Annotated in this window: 14 protein-coding genes; 9 read left to right on the forward strand and 5 right to left on the reverse strand. The window is 46.1% G+C overall.

All coding sequences use genetic code 11. The annotated features are described in order from the left end of the window. Positions 1-588 precede the first annotated feature (588 nt). Positions 589-5,220 (forward strand): PKD domain-containing protein, encoded by a 4,632-nt coding sequence (locus tag RA156_RS01660; protein WP_306642261.1) that lies wholly within the window; start codon positions 589-591, stop codon positions 5,218-5,220. 237 nt (positions 5,221-5,457) lie between these two features. Here the strand turns inward: RA156_RS01660 and RA156_RS01665 are convergent, their stop codons facing one another. From RA156_RS01665 to RA156_RS01675, 3 genes are read right to left on the reverse strand one after another with little or no spacing between them, the layout of a single operon-like run. Beyond that, positions 5,458-6,195 carry a LytR/AlgR family response regulator transcription factor gene (locus tag RA156_RS01665; RefSeq protein ID WP_306642263.1) on the reverse strand — a complete coding sequence of 246 codons (738 nt, stop codon included), beginning with the start codon at positions 6,193-6,195 and terminating at the stop codon, positions 5,458-5,460. Positions 6,196-6,241: 46 nt separating this feature from the next. Next, positions 6,242-7,198, reverse strand: a complete 957-nt coding sequence (locus RA156_RS01670; RefSeq protein ID WP_306642265.1) for a sensor histidine kinase — start codon at positions 7,196-7,198, stop codon at positions 6,242-6,244. A gap of 37 nt (positions 7,199-7,235) precedes the next feature. Continuing rightward, positions 7,236-9,341, reverse strand: a complete 2,106-nt coding sequence (locus RA156_RS01675; protein ID WP_306642267.1) for a T9SS type A sorting domain-containing protein — start codon at positions 9,339-9,341, stop codon at positions 7,236-7,238. Between the two features lie 57 nt (positions 9,342-9,398). On the opposite strand from RA156_RS01675, the gene RA156_RS01680 reads away from it, so the two are divergent. Then, a complete protein-coding gene (locus tag RA156_RS01680; RefSeq protein WP_306642269.1) occupies positions 9,399-10,631 on the forward strand; it encodes a M16 family metallopeptidase in 1,233 nt (410 codons plus the stop codon). Here RA156_RS01680 and RA156_RS01685 read toward each other — a convergent pair. Further along, positions 10,628-11,047 (reverse strand): hypothetical protein, encoded by a 420-nt coding sequence (locus RA156_RS01685; RefSeq protein ID WP_306642271.1) that lies wholly within the window; start codon positions 11,045-11,047, stop codon positions 10,628-10,630. The genes RA156_RS01680 and RA156_RS01685 overlap by 4 nt on opposite strands. Before the next feature lie 160 nt (positions 11,048-11,207). On the opposite strand from RA156_RS01685, the gene RA156_RS01690 reads away from it, so the two are divergent. After that, a complete protein-coding gene (locus RA156_RS01690; protein WP_306642273.1) occupies positions 11,208-11,702 on the forward strand; it encodes an MOSC domain-containing protein in 495 nt (164 codons plus the stop codon). On the opposite strand, the gene RA156_RS01695 is transcribed toward RA156_RS01690, so the two are convergent. Beyond that, positions 11,703-13,496 (reverse strand): T9SS type A sorting domain-containing protein, encoded by a 1,794-nt coding sequence (locus RA156_RS01695; RefSeq protein WP_306642275.1) that lies wholly within the window; start codon positions 13,494-13,496, stop codon positions 11,703-11,705. Positions 13,497-13,588: 92 nt separating this feature from the next. Here RA156_RS01695 and RA156_RS01700 point away from each other — a divergent pair, with 92 nt between their 5' ends. The 6 genes from RA156_RS01700 to RA156_RS01725 all read left to right on the forward strand — a co-directional run bounded on the left by RA156_RS01700 (position 13,589) and on the right by RA156_RS01725 (position 18,319). After that, complete coding sequence (locus RA156_RS01700) at positions 13,589-14,767, forward strand: MFS transporter (RefSeq protein WP_306642276.1); 1,179 nt, start codon at positions 13,589-13,591, stop codon at positions 14,765-14,767. Positions 14,768-14,862: 95 nt separating this feature from the next. Next, positions 14,863-15,435, forward strand: coding sequence for an RNA polymerase sigma factor (locus RA156_RS01705; RefSeq protein ID WP_306642278.1), 573 nt, complete (start codon positions 14,863-14,865; stop codon positions 15,433-15,435). Next, positions 15,428-15,622 carry a hypothetical protein gene (locus RA156_RS01710; RefSeq protein WP_306642280.1) on the forward strand — a complete coding sequence of 65 codons (195 nt, stop codon included), beginning with the start codon at positions 15,428-15,430 and terminating at the stop codon, positions 15,620-15,622. The genes RA156_RS01705 and RA156_RS01710 overlap by 8 nt, the downstream gene beginning before the upstream one ends. 8 nt (positions 15,623-15,630) lie before the next feature. Then, positions 15,631-16,473, forward strand: coding sequence for a mechanosensitive ion channel family protein (locus RA156_RS01715; RefSeq protein WP_306642281.1), 843 nt, complete (start codon positions 15,631-15,633; stop codon positions 16,471-16,473). A gap of 25 nt (positions 16,474-16,498) precedes the next feature. Continuing rightward, positions 16,499-17,320, forward strand: a complete 822-nt coding sequence (locus RA156_RS01720) for a mechanosensitive ion channel family protein (protein WP_306642283.1) — start codon at positions 16,499-16,501, stop codon at positions 17,318-17,320. Between the two features lie 24 nt (positions 17,321-17,344). Beyond that, positions 17,345-18,319, forward strand: coding sequence for a DUF3078 domain-containing protein (locus tag RA156_RS01725; protein WP_306642284.1), 975 nt, complete (start codon positions 17,345-17,347; stop codon positions 18,317-18,319). Positions 18,320-18,372: the final 53 nt, after the last annotated feature.

The following is an 18,372-nucleotide window of genomic DNA, read 5'->3' on the forward strand; positions in this document are numbered from 1 at the left end:
GAAAGACCGTTGTCTTTCGATTCCGGACTTCTCCGGGGGTGCCCCAAACCCCTAAACCTTCTGAGGCACCGAGTTGAAACCTTTTGCATTCTGAAATTACATTCCCCACAGAAGAGGTGGGAGGAGACTTATATCAACGGCGTACTTTCTTCGGGATTGGTATACCGTTCATCACAGTGAATTATGAGTGGAAATGTGCTTATGTGAGCGGCAAGGCTTCCCGAATTATCAGAGGCATTACCGATTACTCATTGAAGTCGACCGGTTAATCAATGGACTAAAATGGGGTGGAAGTGCGCTCTATCTTTGATACGGTTAATACACGAACACACAACAACTACTTAGTCTAACTACTCAACTAATCGCATAGCGATACCTATCTCATCTAACTCTCTCTAAGCCGCCTTCGGGCGGTTTTCTTTTTTTTGTCTAAAACACTGTAAAACAGCTGTTTGTCCGAATTCTAATCTGGGTTAACCGAATTCTCATCTGAAACTTCCGTTTGCTTATCGGCCTGGGTATAAACTACTGATTCGCTGCACCTTCGACTCAACAACCAACCATTTCTATTAACTAATCCCAAAAGCTATGTTCTCCAACAAACTTTTTCGAGGATTGATTGCAGTACTCACTTTATGGTGTTGCACATTCACAATCCAGGGTCAGGTTCAGAACACATATTTCAACGGTTCGAATCATGACCATTACTCTCCAACTCCGTCACTCTCAGTTACTGGTAATACAGTAATGGCGGGCACTATTGAAACCGCTGCAGGACTTGACATCCACGTGATCGAAATTGATCCAACGGGTGCAATTGTCTGGGAGCAGGTTTACATTACTCCTGAAGACGACCGAGCGTTTGATATTATCGGTATTGATAATAGCTACTTGATCGTCGGATTAACAACCCAAAACACTATCGAAACAGCATTGGCGATGGAAATCGATCTTGCTGGAGCAGTAGTTAACACTCAGACTTACTTGGATCCGATGTATGGTTCAGGTTCGCGACTGCTCCATGTGAATCGAGTTCAAGGTGATGCGACAGGTGGTGGATTTATTGCTGCAGGTTGGGTTGGTGGAAACCAACTCAGCATGCCGAAATCAGGTTTGCTACTGCGTATAGATGCGGGCTTGAATTTCTCGTGGGCGCGATTCTTCGAGTCTGTTTCAGGAAACAATGACTACGACATGTGTTCGAATGTCATTGAAACTCCCGGGAAAGGATTCTTTGTGAGTGGTTCATCAAATGCCACTTACGGTGATCAGCTTGTACTTGCTGCGCAGGTTGATTATGGGAATAACCTCTCTTGGGAGACGTCTTGGGCTGATAACTCTGGTTCTGGACATTACCAAGTAGGTGCATCGGCATACTACGACCAACAAACAGAGCAGGTTTACCAGCTTGCGAACTTGTCTATCATCCATCACTTCGGAGTAAATAAATTCGATGTGAATACGGGTGTGCGCGATGTCTTCAACTCATGGCGTTTGTTCAGCAACTTCGGATACGCCAATATCCAAGGGTTCCGTATTCAGGAATCATTGGCTGATCCAAACAACCTAATTATTGCAGGTTACATGCGTGAGCATACTTGGCGGGAAGTTGATGAGAATGGAAACAACACAGGAGTGACTCAGTCAGGTTCTGTTCCATTCCAAATGGAGATGCCAAAGTTGCCTGGTTCTATTATTGCAGGTGGAGGTAACCCAATTATCTGGGATCAGATGTACTTGGTTCCGTCTCCTGGGTTCAATATTGCGAATGATATCTACGATTCATTCAGCGCAGGCCAACAACCGCGGATCTACCATCCTGAAATGGATATGCCATCAGTATTTGGAAACGGATACCAACTTACGGCATACCGAGGCCTAGCTGTTGGTGGTCCATACGAGCTTGAGTTCATCGAAACTGATTTGAACGGGGTGAACCCATGTTCATCTGCTCCGCTTGGATTCGTGACTGCTTCGGTACAGTGGTTCGATAACCCAGTTATTGAGACTGAGCCTCTTTCTCTTCAGGGATTCCCAATTTCAATTCCTGAGCAACCTGGTAACCACCAGTTTGGACCTTGTCCTGATAACTTCGGTGACCCTTGTACACTCGATCCTGTGATTGATGTAGCACAAGAGGATTGCGATACATTCCGATTCTTCGGTGTAAACAACGGTGTGGCCCTTTCGGCTGACGTTTGTTTCGAATGGAACTTTGGTGACGGCAACGTTAGCAATGCGATCAACCCAACACACACTTATGCAGCTGACGGTGTTTACACTGCTTGCTTGAAAGTTTGGTGTTGTGACGATCCTTCAACAGCGGTTGATGTATGTCAGGATGTTGTCGTTGACTGCTGTGATGATCCAGTTCCTGGAATTTCATGGGAGTGTGACGGTGATCAGATTATCATTACTGCTACCCATAATGGGATGCCAGCGAGTCCTAACGAATACTGTTGGGTTTGGGAAGATGGTACAGCCGGAGGAACGTACACGATTCCGTTGATTGATTGCGATGGTTCGTATGGCGTATGTCTTCAGATGTTCTGTTGTGATGAAGATCCTGCGAATGCAGCAACAGTATGCTTCGATTTCGTAGCTGATTGTTGCACATGTGAACCGCTTCCGGCTTCAGATATCGATTTCTCTTGGGGACCAACTGGAATTGATCCATTCTGTCCTGACGGTTGTTCCATTGGATTTAACTGTCCAATTATAGACCCTGATCTATATTGTGTTGAATGGGACTTCGGTGATGGTACCACTTTCACTGATCCAAACCAGTGTCCGATTCACTGTTTCCAGTGCAGCGGTGTGTACGAAGTATGTCTGACGGTGTACTGTTGCGAAGATCCGAACATCAGCACCACTGTTTGTCACGAGGTAGAAGTGAACTGCTGTACGCTTCCTTCAAATGTAGACTTTGCGTTGACTTACGGTCAAGATGAATGTACTGTGATCACAGATATGATCATGCCGGATGTTCCTTGTCCGAATGACTTCTGTTTCTCATGGGATATGGGTGATGGAACAGTTTACCCAGGGGTAGCTGGTGTGACACACACTTACCCTGCAAGCGGAGTGTACACGATCTGTTTGACTGTATTCTGTTGCTCCGATCCTTCGATTAACTATACGATTTGTCAGCAGTTTGATGCGAACTGTCCGGTTCCTTGTGAATTGCCAAATCAGTTCGGAATCGATGTAGTGTCGAATCCAAACGATTGTTCAGTTGGATTCTGCATTGACCCATCTGTATTCCCTGCAGGAACTGATCTATCCCTTTACTGCACTACATGGAGCTTCGGTGACGGAACAGTTGAAGATTACCCAGTTGATGTATGTCCACAACACTTCTACGAGTGTAGCGGGGTGTATGATGTATGTGTTGACCTCTATTGTTGTGATGATCCAGATACACGAATCACAATGTGTATTCCTGTTGAGGTCAACTGCTGTAACCTGCCAACGAACGCTGACTTCGCATTGACATACGGTCAAGATGAATGTACTGTTGTAACCGATATCATCCTTCCAGATGTTCCTTGTCCAGAAGACCTCTGCTGGTCATGGGATATGGGTGACGGAACGGTGTACTCAAACGTTGCCGGTGTAAGTCACACATATGCTTCAAGCGGAGTTTACAATGTTTGTTTGACGATCTTCTGTTGTCTTGATCCTTCAATCAACTACACAATTTGCTACGAGTTTGACGCACTTTGTCCGGAACCGTGTGAACTTCCGAATCAGTTTGATTTCGATGTATTCACTGATCCAACAAATGCCTCATGTGAACTTGGATTCTGTATTCCAGCAACGATGTTGCCTCCAGGAGCAAATCCAGATGACTACTGCACAACTTGGAGCTTTGGCGATGGAACAGTTGCTGACTACCCATTCGCATTCTGTCCAGTACACACTTACGAGTGTAGCGGAGAGTACGAAGTATGTGTAGATATCTACTGCTGTGATGATCCAGATGTACGTGTAACGTCATGCCAGATCGTAACAGTAGACTGCTGCACGCTCCCTACGAACGTAGACATTGCTTTGACATACGGACAAGATGATTGTACTGTGGTAACAGAGATGTTCTTACCATTCACTCCATGTCCGAATGATTTCTGCTTCACATGGGATATGGGCGACGGAACGGTTTACCCAGGTATTCCATCTGTAACGCACACGTACGGAGCGAGTGGAGTGTACAATGTATGCTTGACCGTATACTGCTGTAATGATCCATCAATCAACTACACGATTTGTCAAGAGTTCGATGCGAACTGTCCGGTTCCTTGTGAGCTTCCAAATCAGTTTGATATTGAAGTAGTGAACAACGCTGCTGATTGTTCAGTAGGATTCTGTATTGATCCAACAGCATTCCCAGCTGGAACTGATCTCTCTCAGTACTGCACAACATGGTACTTCGGAGATGGAACGGTTGCTGACTACCCAGTAGACGTATGTCCTGAGCACACTTACGAGTGTAGCGGAATGTACGAAGTATGTGTAGATCTCTACTGCTGTGACGAACCTGATAACCGCATTACCATGTGTGTTCCAGTAGAAGTTGATTGCTGCAATCTTCCTGCAAATGCAGACATCGCACTGTCATACGGAGACGATGAGTGTACTGTGGTAGGTGAGCTCTTCCTTCCAATTTCACCTTGTCCAAATGACTTCTGTATCGATTGGGATATGGGTGATGGAACGATCTACTCAGGTGTGACTTCAGTAACGCATACATACGGAGCGAGTGGAGTATACAATGTGTGCGTAACAATCTACTGCTGTAATGACCCTTCGATCAACTACACGATTTGTCAAGAGTTCGATGCGCTATGCGATGACCCTTGTCCGAAGCCATGTGAGTTGCATCCGGTTTTCATTGTACAAGATCAAGATGATTGTACTTACCAGTTCTACAACATGAGTGTTGCTGGTACTTACACTACAATCACTAGCTACTCTTGGGACTTCGGAGATGGTAACACATCAACGTTGAGCGATCCGTCACATACTTACGCGGGAAGTGGAACATACACTGTATGTCTCACAATCACTGGAGTCTCTCCAGAAGGAACTTGTCAGGAGACCTTCTGTTGGACAGTGGAAGCAGATTGCTACTGTGATTCTGATGTGAATCAGGATGGACAGATCAGTATTGCTGACCTACTCCAGATCCTATCGAGTTTTGGCTCAAATAGCTGTAACTAAGTTGCAGTGACTCGACTAACCAAGTAAAGGGAGGCTTCGGCCTCCCTTTTTTTATTCCTAATCTTTTTCCGAATCCTCATTCGAATAGCACGAATGTGTCTTCGGAATAACCGAATACTCAATGACGTGAAATGGGAGGTAAGAAGTGTGGATATTCGAAGTGAGGGCAGACGATCAAATAGTCGCTCGAACAGGTGCTTTATTGTGAAAGCGGGGTAATGACTCCGCTTTCTCTATTTATTGACCTGTCAAGAAGGAAAGGAATTCCTCTTTCCTGCGGCGTGCGACAAGTACCTCAGAGCCGTCATCCATAAGAATGTAACCACCGTCTTCTTTCATGTACTTCTTCACGTGCTCCATATTCACGATATGCGATTGGTGGGTACGGAAGAATTGCTCATCAGGTAAGATACCTTCAAACTCCTTCATGGATTTAGGAACGAGAATGCGTTCCCCAGTTGTTAAGAAGAAGTTGGTGTAGTTCGAATCGGATTCCAGGCGAATGATGTTCTCAAGTTTCACCACCGTGAAGCCTTCCTGAGAGCTTAAAGTGATTCGATCTGACTTTCCTGATTTCTTGAACTCAAGAAGATTGTCAATTCGTTGTTCTCCTGATTCCTGAGAATTCTTCACTTTCGATACTGACTCGATGAGTTCATCCGGGTCGATAGGTTTCAGTAAGTAGTCAATCGCACTGTATTTGAAAGCTTTGATTGCGAATTCATCAAAGGCCGTACAGAAGATGACTTGAAACTTTGGGTTTCGGACCTTCTCGAGCAAATCAAAACCAGTTCCGTCTTCCATTTGAATGTCTAGAAGTACGAGGTCGGGTTCACCTGCCATGATCTTTCGGTAACCATCTTGCACACCCGAGGCTTCGTCAATAAGCTCTACAGATGGGCAGTACATGCGAAGAAAAGCGCGCAATGTTCCGCGTGCATCTTCCTCGTCGTCTACGATAATAGTCTTGATCATGGCGTTGTTCTGGTTGTCCTAAGTTGAGAAAAAGTTCGCAAATGGCTCAGGATACCCTGATCTTGACATCCACTTTAGTTCCTAGAACCTCTCCTTGGCGATCTTTCACCTCTTGGATTGTGACCTTCTTATCTGTGTTCCCTTCGTCCAACATTTCAAGTCGTTTTTGGGTGATGGTCATCCCAACTGACTTATGGAGCGTTTTGACGCCTTGCTGTTGTTTCAGGCGTTTGGAAGTTTCGTAACCGATTCCGTTATCCGTCACCGTAGCTAACAAGTACTTTCCGTCCATGATGTAGTACAAACGGATTTGACCTTGGCTGCGAGTCTGAGCTAGTCCGTGAATGATCGCATTCTCGAGATACGGTTGAATGAGTAGTGGAGGAAGGATAATATCTGTTGGATCAATATCCTCATCAATCACAATGTCGAAGTCAAATTTGTCTTTGAAACGCATTTTCTCCAGTTCCATGTAGAGGCGGAGTGATTCGATTTCTTCCTCCAAAGTGATTTTCTGGGAGCGTGCGTGGTTCAGCATTGAACGAACAAGTCGGCTGAACTTAGCCAGGAATCGATTCGCCTTCTCATTCTCTTCATTGGCAATGTAGCTTTGGATCGAATTCAAGCTATTGAAGATGAAATGCGGGTTCATCTGCGCCTGAAGGGCTGAACGTTCAAGGTGGGCCAGTTTTGCCTCCAGCACGGCATTCTTTCTTGATCGATTCAAGAAGAAGCGGAAAGCGAAATAAATAATCGCCACGGCAATCACCGAGATTAATATCCAGACTCCGGTTTCGTCAAGAATTCCAGGTGGTTCTTCAACTTTGATGGCAATGTCTAAGGGGCCATTCTCTGTTTGAATGGTGAGTGGGGTGATCTCGCCTTCGGCGGAAACGGTTATCGTGTCTCCTGCGGCATATTGACCTAGAAGAGCGATGCTCGTTCCGGCGTTAGCCAAAAGAAAAAAACAAATGATCAGAGCCTTGGAAATTCGACGTTCCATGGCGTGAAGATGCCCATTTGAGCGGTGAATCGCAAGACTATCTAAAGAGTAGTTTTCGTGTGATCGTGTGTGATCCCGAACGAACCTTAACGAAATAGACGCCAGGATTGATATCACTCGGTTTGTTGAGTTCGAGCGTCGCATGGGTGCGATCAAAAGGTAGATCGTAGGTCTCGATGATCTTTCCGCCTGATCCGATCAGTGTGACTTCAGCATCACCCATCAACCCACTCAATTGAATATACCAGCTGTCATGTGCTGGCAAAATTGGGTTGGGATATAAGCGCAACGAGAACGCATCATTCTCCATCGACGCTGCTGTTAACCAAGGGCCATTCACAGCGCCATTGTAGTCTACTTGCTTCAATCGATAGTAGTTGATTCCTGTAAGTGGGAATGGGTCGGTGAATTGATAGAACTGAGGTGTCAGTGTTGTACCTGCACCTGTTACTTGAGCTAATTTCTCCCATTGAGATCCATCAGCCGATCGTTCCAAGATGAAGTAATCATTGTCATGTTCCGTATAGGTAGCCCATTCAACTTCGATGACCTTGTCTTGCGGTGTGGCCTTGAAATAATTCAACTCTACCGGAAGTAGATTACAACCAATGTTGCTGAGTACCCCAAAACTATCACGTACGTAGCGGAAGGTCTGATCTGTGAGATCTGAAGGTGTGATTAGTGTATCTACTTGCACACGCTCACCGCCGATGTTCGTGAAGTTCAGGAGCAATTGGTAGGTCTCGTCCGGTCCATCTGGAAGGCCGAAATGGATCGAAGAAGCGTGCATACACCCGTGTCCGAACGAAGTGTGTGCGTCTCGAATTCCACCAACAATGGTCGTTCCATCTGATGATTTCAGAACCGCTGTTGCTCCGTGGTCTACTCGCGTAAATCCTCCTCCAAGGTCAAGAAGTGGTTCAATGAAAAGGTAGTTGCTATTGTTGGTGCTGTTTCTCCATAGTTGGTTGCCGCCGGAACGGTTGACATAAAGGTCCATGTCTCCGTCGGCGTCGTAATCGGCAAATACACATCCTTCGGCGTCTCCGTTGACATAGATCGATCGGTTGTTGTGTGTAAATGAGAAGTTTCCAGGAGTAGATTCGTTGGTGAACAGATAGCTCGCGCCGCTATCGTCGGCAACGAAAAGATCGAGGTCACCGTCGTTGTCAACATCCCCAGCGGCGCAACCGTCAATGCCAGTTCCGAATGTGACACTAGCAGAGGTCGCCGGTTCCCCTGTGGAAGAGAAAGAACCTGTAGACGTTTGTTCCCAGATTTGAGTGGTGCCATTCGCCGTCCAGAACAGATCAAAGTCTCCATCGTTGTCGAAATCGGCAAAGATGACAGCCCCTTTGTTTCCATTATCAGCGTCGTCAATATTCATGATGTCGGTGAAGCTTCCTCCATCGTTGCGAAGAAGGTCGTTCTGATCTTTCTTACGAACTAAGAGATCTACCCAACCGTCGTCATTGTAATCGGCGGTAGCCATATAATCACCGTCGGTGGCAGAAGTGTAGAGACCTAAAGGACTCGAATTCGGTGTAACATGGGTGAAGTTACTGGTGCAATCGCCAGGGTTCTCCAGAATATCTACTCCATAATTGTGATTCTCGAGGATGAGGTCAAGGAAACCGTCGCCCTCATAATCGAGCCATGCTAATCCTTCACAGTTCAGACCATTCGTTAGCGTGGTAATTTCATAGTTGGGTTCATGATCGCCGTCACCAAAACTCCATGCCGGATCTCCACCCGGGCCTTGGTTCAAATACACTTCAAGGTGGTATGCTCGATTTCGCGCAAAGTCTAGGTAACCATCGTTGTTGTAGTCACCCCAAACACATGAACGTTCTAACGTTCCATCCAAAAGGTGTGGAGCCAATGTTGCTGTAACATCAGTAAATGAAGGGTCAGGGTAGTTGCAATCACTTTGAAGCAGTCGCGTACGATAAGTGCCATTGCTCGTATTTACCAAGATGTCGAGACAGCCGTCGTTATTGAAGTCGACAATGCTGACACCGCCGTCTTTGTTTCCGGCAATATCAGCGCCAACGGTTGCGGCTACATTGGAGAACTGTGCGCTTGTTGCCAAACTTATCAGCATGGCAACAGCGAAGGCGATGTTTTTAATAGGGTGTGGCATCGTGCGTAAATACGTTTCGCACGTCAAAAGGTTTCCTTAGCGTATCTTTGCGGGCCCATGGACTTTCACACTTTTCAATTGCCGAACGGCATCCGAGTAATTCATAGACAGACGACAAGCCAAGTTGCGCATTGTGGTTTGATTGTGAATGCCGGTTCGCGTGATGAAAAGGACAATCAACAAGGGCTTGCTCACTTCATTGAACATTGTTTCTTCAAAGGCACTGAACGCCGTAAAACCTATCACATTCTCAGTCGATTAGATAGCGTAGGTGCTGAAATCAATGCTTATACGACCAAGGAAGAGACCTGGGTTTACGCTAGTTTCCTTGATAAGCACCTTTCGCGTGCGATTGAGCTGATCGCAGATATTACCTTCCGAAGCACTTTTCCGCTCAAAGAAATTGAGAAGGAGAAAGATGTGATCATCGATGAGATCAACAGTTACTTAGATGCCCCAAGTGAAATGATCTTCGATGACTTTGAGGAGCTCTTATTTAAAGGACACCCCATCGGAAGGAACATTCTCGGTACGGAGGATAGCGTTAGATCGCTATCGCGGGAAGACATTTTTGAGATGATTGATCGTCGCTACCGAAGTGATCAAATCGTTTTCAGTTCAGTGGGCCCAAGTTCACCGAAGCGAATCAAGGCCATGTGTGAAAAGCATTTTGCTTCATGGGGTGACCGCATTACTCAGGAACCACGTCAGCCGTTTAGCGGATATCAAGCTCGAGAAGAGGAAGTGCAGAAGGAGACTTTCCAGATGCACTACATCTTGGGTAATGAAGGTTATCACGCCGGACATAAAAACAAGACAGCTCTGGTCTTATTGAATAACGTCTTAGGTGGGCCAGCCATGAATAGCCGCTTGAACTTGCAGGTTCGCGAGAAGCATGGCATTGCTTACAATATTGAGTCAAGTTACTCTCCTTATTCAGATACTGGGATTGTTCAGATCTACTTGGGCACAGATGAGCGATTATTTGCAAAAGCTGAACGACTTGTACGAAACGAGCTGAAGAAACTGCGCGAAAAATCGCTCGGGACTACCCAGCTTCATATGGCGAAGCAACAGTTGATCGGACAGATTGCACTCGCTCAAGAGAGTGGAGTAGGAACGATGATCGCCCTCGGAAAAAGCTTCCTGATGTATGATCGCGTAGATTCGCTGCAAGAGGTTTATCGATCAATCGAAAAAATTTCAGCGGAACAATTGCTAGAAGTAGCGAATGAGGTCTTTGACGAAAAGAAACTGACGAGGCTGTTATACAAGCCTTCGCGTTCTTAGTCAGTAGAAAATTTGTGGACGTCGTTATTATCGAACTCGATTTGGTTCTTCACTAATCGCATCTTCTCGGCGATAACACCCCATTCTCTGTAGCCGTTCTCAATGAGCCACATTGCGGCATTTTCATCATTGTCTGCAGCCCGTGCCATATACCCCATAATATCGAGGTCGTTCTTACGAAGCCAGAATACAGCATTTGGATTTCCTTCAGACCCATTGATGAGTGCCATTAGGTGAGGGAAGCCATTTTGGAGCAGCCAATCGCGTGCACTTTGCTCATTTCTCAGAGCAAAGCAAAACAACCCTAATTCAGGGTAGCCGCTTCGAATGAGCCAATCGCGGATCTCGTTGTTTCCGCTGATAGCCTCGCCCCAAGCGATGATCACTTTTGATGGATAATCTGTCTTTAACTGCACGAATCAAAGGTACTGATTGTTTAGGATGAACGGAAAGTGCCTTGACTTTATGATATTTGCGGAGAAGATGAAGTTTGAAAAACTACCACAGCAGGGAAAAGTTGTAGCACTCCTGAGAACCTTTAAGGGGAAATCATTTGTGACTCAACATGTAGACAAGATGAGTTTAACCTTAGCGGGTATTCCAGGTGACCGTCACTCGGGATTCCATAAAAGCGCTGGGGTGCGTGAACAGAACCTCTACAAGAAAGGAACTCCTGTGGCTAACCATCGCCAGTGGTCTGCACTCAGTGTGGAGGAATTGCGAGAAATCGCTAAAGCCATGGAGCTGGAGCAACTAGAGCCTTCTCACCTTGGAGCGAACATGCTTTTCGAGGGTATTCCAAACCTTACCAAACTTCCTCCCTTTACCCGCATTCGAATAGGCAAGAACCCATACGTTGCTACGCTCGTGGTTTATGAAGAGAACCTGCCATGTAAGTTCCCTCAAGAGATGATGGAGCAAGCGGGAGTTGACATCAATGGAAAGGCCTTCACCGCAGCAGCCAAAGGCAAGCGAGGCTTAGTTGGCTGGGTAGAAAAAGGCGCCCGTATTCATGTGGGTGATCCAGTACAGGTATTGGTTCCCGTGTGGGCCAAGAATCTCGACCTATAATTATCGGAAGACTTTCAGTCGTTCCGTTTGATTTCCGCTCGACACTTGCACAACGTACATTCCTGATGCTAGATCGTCAAGTCGCACGCGCTGATCAACATTCGTCTGATCAATGACAAGTTGGCCATTTGCAGCATATACCTGAAGATGAATCGTTGAGGTGTTTCCGCTAATAATTATTTCGCCTGCGGCGGAATAGCTCAGTTGTATAGAGCTGGTTAACTCCTGCACACTCACAATGTCACACTGTTCGACTTCAACCACAATACTAGCAGAAACCGGACAACCATCTAGCTCTGCCGTAAAAAGAACTTCGTAGGTTCCAGGCTCCGTGAATGTGAATATGGGAGTCTCTTCCATGCTTGTTCCTAGTCCAGCGAAATCCCAGAGAATATTGGTGAGTATTCCGTCACTCTCGTAGCTGAAGGGGATTTGGTTCCCAGCGCAGAAGGAGTTGGTCGTTGGATTTGGTTCCGCCGTTAAGGCGATATCATTATCTGGAATTACTTCTACATTGAAACCCAAAGCATAAGTGCAGGCATCAAAATCACCAAAGGATGCGGTCTGAACCCAAACGCCATCTGGAGCGGTGAAGCTGCTTGTTCCTGCTGGCATCGCGACACTTGCGTAAACCCAATTAGAGTTGCCTGGAATAGGCGAGAACGAAACCATATTTCCATTAAGGTTAACGCCACTTTCTGTTCCGGCTAAAGCAACGAAGTTGATGCTATAGTCGCTGAAGAACTGTGTAATCGGTCCTACGAGGTCACTGTTCAATAAAGACTGACCGGTCGACTGGTTTTTCAGAGGATTGAGAATGGCGAATGAAGGTCCGGCGTCGGTGGCATTGCAATCGCTACTTCGGTTGAAATGTCCGATGAACACCCCTTTGGTTGCTTTCAAAATCTCCGGTGTGTTCAACGAATAATTGAAGGTTTCACCTGCATTCAGCGTGACAATGTCGTCACATGAAAGGTAGATGTCAGTGTCATCTTCAGTTGCAAGAACCTTATACTCACAGGTACCTTGACTCAAGTAAGGAATGAGAGGGAATTCGAGTCCCGTAAAACTCAAAGGAGGCATTTGTTCCCAAAGGTGGCTGTCTTCACCCGTACAACCAACAGCCGCTTGTTGGGCTCCAGTGAATACGGCAATCTTCTCTCCTCCAATTGCGGTGACCGTCGTTCCTGTTAGGTCTCCCGTAGCTTTGATTTGGTATGACTGCCCTTCGTCCATGGTGATGGTGAAAGGTGTACCTCCCGGAAACAACTCCGTCGTCAGCGTACTTGGAATGATTTCAATTTCAGTTTGGTCTTCGGTCGCTACAATCGTCATGGCGCTGAACGATCCGCCATTCTGATCTACGCCTGCGAGTACCAAGTAATCGCTTCCCAGTAAGTCTTCACTAATTAGTCTTGAACCGTCGCTGAAGTAAGTTCGATAATGTATCCCTGATACATTAACTGGAATATCTGTCTCGATCAGAATACCCTTGTTCGTAATCACCTGGGAGTTTTCATTGTACCAGATGGCTTCAGGTAAAATCACTTCCAGCGCACCTCCCGAACCTTCAAACGGCACGGTCAGACCGGTTTGAGGAACAGTCATCGTTCCCGTGACAGGGCCGTCGCTGTATACCCAAAATCCAAAGGTTGGTTCTCCGTTGAACTGTAGGGTGATGTTCTCCATATAAGCCATCCAGAAACGGGTGCCCTCTGAGTTGAGTTGCGCCGTGGCTTGAACTGTGAAGAAAAGGAGAAGTGTAAGTGCCGAGAGATGAGTGCGTTTAAGCATAGTTCAGATGTTTGCATAAAGAACTAACATCTCTGAGAGAAGTTCATTAATACTCACTGCAAATCTTGGATTCTGACCTACCTTTGCGGCACATGACAAAGCATCGAATCTTTACCCCTCAGTTCTGGGTACTTTGTAGCAGTACGGTTTTCTTCATGTGTAGCTTTTCGATGCTTCTTCCAGAGCTTCCAGGTTATTTGAAAACCCTTGGTGGTGAAGAGTATATCGGTTGGATCGTTGGTCTGTTCACCTTAAATGCTTTTTTCTCGCGATTTGTTAGTGGACGAATGGCGGATGACGCCGGCCGGATGAAAGTAATTTACATCGGAACCGCCGTCACGGTAGTTGCAAGCTTTGCATACCTCGGAGTATGGTCTGTATGGGCCTTCTTAGCGCTAAGATTCTTCCACGGTTTAAGTACGGGGTTTCGTCCAACTGGAACCACCGCCTACTTATCCGATGTCATCCATATTTCGAGGAGGGGAGAGGCCATGGGGCTGCTCGGCGTAGCCGGGAATGCTGGAATGGCACTAGGACCAGCCATTGGTAGTGTAGTGCGTGTACATTACGGTTATGATGCCATGTTTATCGCTTCTGGGCTCCTAGGTGTTGTGGCATTAATCTTAACCACACGATTGAAGGAATCGCTACCTGATCCGAAACCGATTCAGTTGCGCCATTTCAATCTCTTCAAAGGACAACTTTTCGATTTTTCAAGCTGGCCTGCAGCGGTGGTGTTGCTTCCTCCGGCCTTCGCGTTCGGAGTGTTTTTGACGGTGTCTCCAGACTTCGTGGGAGATCTAGGTTACACGTATCGAGGGGCTTTTAATACCACCATTGTGATCAGCTCCATCGCTACGCGCTTCTTTGCCGGAAAGGCGAGCGATAAGCATGGCCGTATACCGCTCTTGATAATTGGTGCGGTGTTACTAGCTATTGGAATGGGCGTGATTAGTATTGCGAAAGATCCACTAGTAGCCAGTATCGGAGGTGTGATCTATGGAGTCAGTATTGGAATTAACATGCCAACGATCTTCGCATGGACCGTTGACTTTGCCAAGCCAGGTAAGACAGCCATGGCCTTGGGAACAATGCTCATGTCGTTAGAGGTTGGTATCGGCGCGGGGGCGTTTATTTCCGGTGCGATGTACCAGGGAGATGTATCAATTATCCCAATGACTTATCAGTTATCGGCACTTCTTTCGGTGCTAGGCGTGGTGGTTTTATTGTTCATGAAACCTAGATTCCACAAGCCTTTTGTTAGTGAATAGTTCTTTCACTCGTATTCCCACATAAGAAAAATGACACCTTGGTGTGACCTTTTGAACGGAGTGCCGTCACAAGACTGACAAATAGCCACACCAAATTGTTAAAGCGCAAGAAGCGTAAGTTATCTGACGAGGAAATCGTCAAGATCGTAGTGGAAGAAAAAAGCCACGACGATTTTGGGATACTGTACGACCGGTATGCGGAGAAGGTGTATCACAAATGCATCAGCTTCGTCAAGGATACCGATCTCGCACAAGACCTCGCGCACGATATCTTTATAAAGACCTTCGTGAATCTCTCTCGATTCACGCACAAGTCTCGCTTCTCGACATGGTTGTACAGTTTGACGTACAACTTCTGTATCGACTACCTGCGCAAAAACAACAAGGTGCGCTATGAGTCAGATGACCAACTGGTCAACATACCAAATGACGAAGATGACCGAAACGAAAAGGAACTTCTAAGCCTAAAAGCAAGTAGGCTTGCGAGTGTTCTGGATCTGATTTCTCCTGACGACAAGGCAATTCTCTTGATGAAGTATCAAGATGATATGTCTGTCAAAGACCTTGAGGCTGCCCTCGAGATCTCTGAAAGTGCAGTGAAAATGAGGGTAAAAAGAGCAAGAGCAAAAGCTGTGGAGACTTACCGCAAAACTTACACAGATGAGTGACAATCCGTTTAAAATCATAGAGCCCCGAGAAGAGCTTCCGGAAAACCTCCGGAAAGACGTGATGGGTAGCGTGAAGACCGTGGTCTTGATGTTGCGTTTCGTGCAGCTATTCGTGGGTGATTTTTCCGCGGTAATCATCGAAAAATTGTCCCGCTCAAACAAATCTTCTGACAACGACGAATCCTAATTATAGCCATGGAAACACTTGATAGAATTAAAGAAGCGCTGATGAATTCCTTTGCCTCATTTGGTGAAGGCATCGCTGATTACGTACCTATCGTGATCAGTGCATTGGTGGTACTTCTTGTTGGTTGGATTATCTCCAAATTATTCGCCGGACTCATCCACAAAGGACTCAAGTCGATCAAATTTGATGCTCTTATTGAGAAGATCGGTTTAGACAAAATGCTCTCGAAAATCAAAAAGGATCTCAGCGGAGCATACGTCCTTTCGCGCATTTTTTACTGGATTCTCATGTTGCTTTTCATCACTTCAGCAGCCAACGTACTCGGATGGCAAATGTTGACAGATGGAATTGCGGCCTTCATGGGGTACTTGCCAACTTTGGGGATTTCATTGATCATCTTCATCATCGGTGTTTACGTTGCTGAGTTGATTAAAACCATGGTTTATACCGCGGCCAATTCGATTGGGATCTCGGGTGCAAAGACCATCGCGAACATCGTGTACTATCTGCTTTTCATCTTCATCGCGATTACAGCCTTGAACCAAGCAGGTATTGATACAGATATTATCACTTCGAACCTGACCATCATTCTCGCTTCTGTACTTCTTGCCTTTGCATTGTCGTATGGAATCGCCTCTCGACACATTGTCACCAACATGTTGAGCTCTTTCTACAGCAAAGGGAAATTCAGAGAGGGTCAACGCATTCGCATGGGAGAGGTAGAGGGTACCATCCTTACTATTGACAGTGTTTCTGTGACGATCGAAACAGCCGACGGAAACATGGTCGTGCCAAGTAAGCAATTGATTGAAGAACAAGTTTTGATCCTCGAAAAACCGAACGAGGAATAAGCCTAAACAGATAACCAAATACAACATGGAAAACATTGACTGGAACGCCTGGATTGACAAAGGCGGAGAACTCATTATGAGCTACGCACCAAAGGTGCTACTTGCTATCCTGGTCCTCATCATTGGTATGAGAATCATCAAACTCGTTCAGAAAGCGGTACGCAAAGCATGCGATCGAAGTAAGATGGAGGAAGCCTTGAAGTCTTTTGTGGCTAGCCTTGCTGGATGGATCCTTAAAATTGTCCTTTTCATCGCTGTTGCTGACATGGTAGGCGTGGAAACAACAAGCTTCGTGGCCATTGTAGGTGCTGCTGGATTAGCAGTTGGATTAGCCCTTCAAGGAACCTTGGCAAACTTCGCCGGTGGAGTACTGATTATGATCTTCAAGCCATACAAAGTAGGTTCCTTGGTGGAGTCTCAAGGTGTACTAGGTGTAGTTAAGGAGATTCAGATCTTCAATACGGTACTGCTCACCCCAGAAAACAAAACAGCCATCATGCCGAATGGCGCTGTGATGAATAATCATCTTATCAATTACACTCGAGAAGGAAAGATCCGAGTTGATTTGACGATCGGGGTGTCTTATGACTCAGATATTAAACAAGCGAAAGAGGTGATGATGAACGTGATGTTGGCAGATGACCGTGTGTTGAAGGACCCTGCTCCGACATGTGCGGTTTCGGCACTTGCCGATAGTTCGGTAAATTTTGCTGTTCGTCCTTGGTGTCACCCAGATCATTACTGGGATGTATACTTCGATACATTGGAAAACTGTAAACTTGCGCTCGATAATGCGAACATTAGCATTCCGTTCCCGCAGGTGGATGTACATATGATCAACAACTAATTAGATCGAATCAATTTTAGAACGATGAAAAAGCTACTTCTGTCGATCGCTCTTTTTTCGAGCGTGAGCCTATTTGCTCAAGATAGCCTACTGTCTGAACCAGAAAAGGAAAAGGTTTTCACAGCACTTCAGCAAGATGATGCTGCTCCAGCTGATACAAGCTGGAAGAAAGGGGGAACCCTCGGACTCAACTTTAGCCAAGTTTACCTTGAAAACTGGGCTGCCGGTGGACAAAGTTCACTTTCTGGTACAGCGTTGGTCAACCTTTTCGCGAACTACTCTAAAGGAAAAGCTTCTTGGGATAATACACTTGACCTTGCCTACGGACTTTTACGTCAAGGAGAAGAAGGAGTATTGATCAAGACCGATGACCGTATTGACTTCGCTTCGAAATACGGTTACAAGGCTGGCAAGAAATGGTACTACAGCGCATTACTGAACTTCAGAACTCAGTTTGCACCAGGTTACGCTTTGGTTGACGGAGTGCCTGATGAGTCGAACATCATCTCTGACCTCTTGGCACCTGCCTACACATTGGCATCGCTCGGTATGGATTACAAGCCGAACAACAAGTTCACGGCGTTCATCTCGCCAGCGACATACAAGATGACCATCGTAATGAATGATTCATTGGCTGACATCGGTGCTTTTGGAGTAGATCCAGGAGAGAACTTCCGATCTGAGATCGGAGGATACGTTCGCGCAGCATACAACACTGCAGTGGTAGAGAACGTGAGCTTCCTAACAAAGATTGATCTCTTCTCCAACTACTTGAACAACCCAGGAAACATTGATGTTAACTGGGAAGTATTGATCTCAATGAAGATCAACGAGTTCATGAACGCAACGGTCTCTACACAATTGTTGTACGATGATGATATCGCCCTTCAAAAGAAGGATGAGGTATTCAACGACGAAGGTGTTTTGATCGATTCAGGTCGAGGACCCGGAGTACAGTTTAAAGAAGTACTAGCGATCGGATTCAGTTACAAGTTCTGATCACTAAGAGATATTGAAAAAGGCGCCCTTGAGGCGCCTTTTTTATTTCATGT

Source organism: Sanyastnella coralliicola, from assembly GCF_030845195.1.
GTDB lineage: Bacteria > Bacteroidota > Bacteroidia > Flavobacteriales_D > Sanyastnellaceae > Sanyastnella > Sanyastnella coralliicola.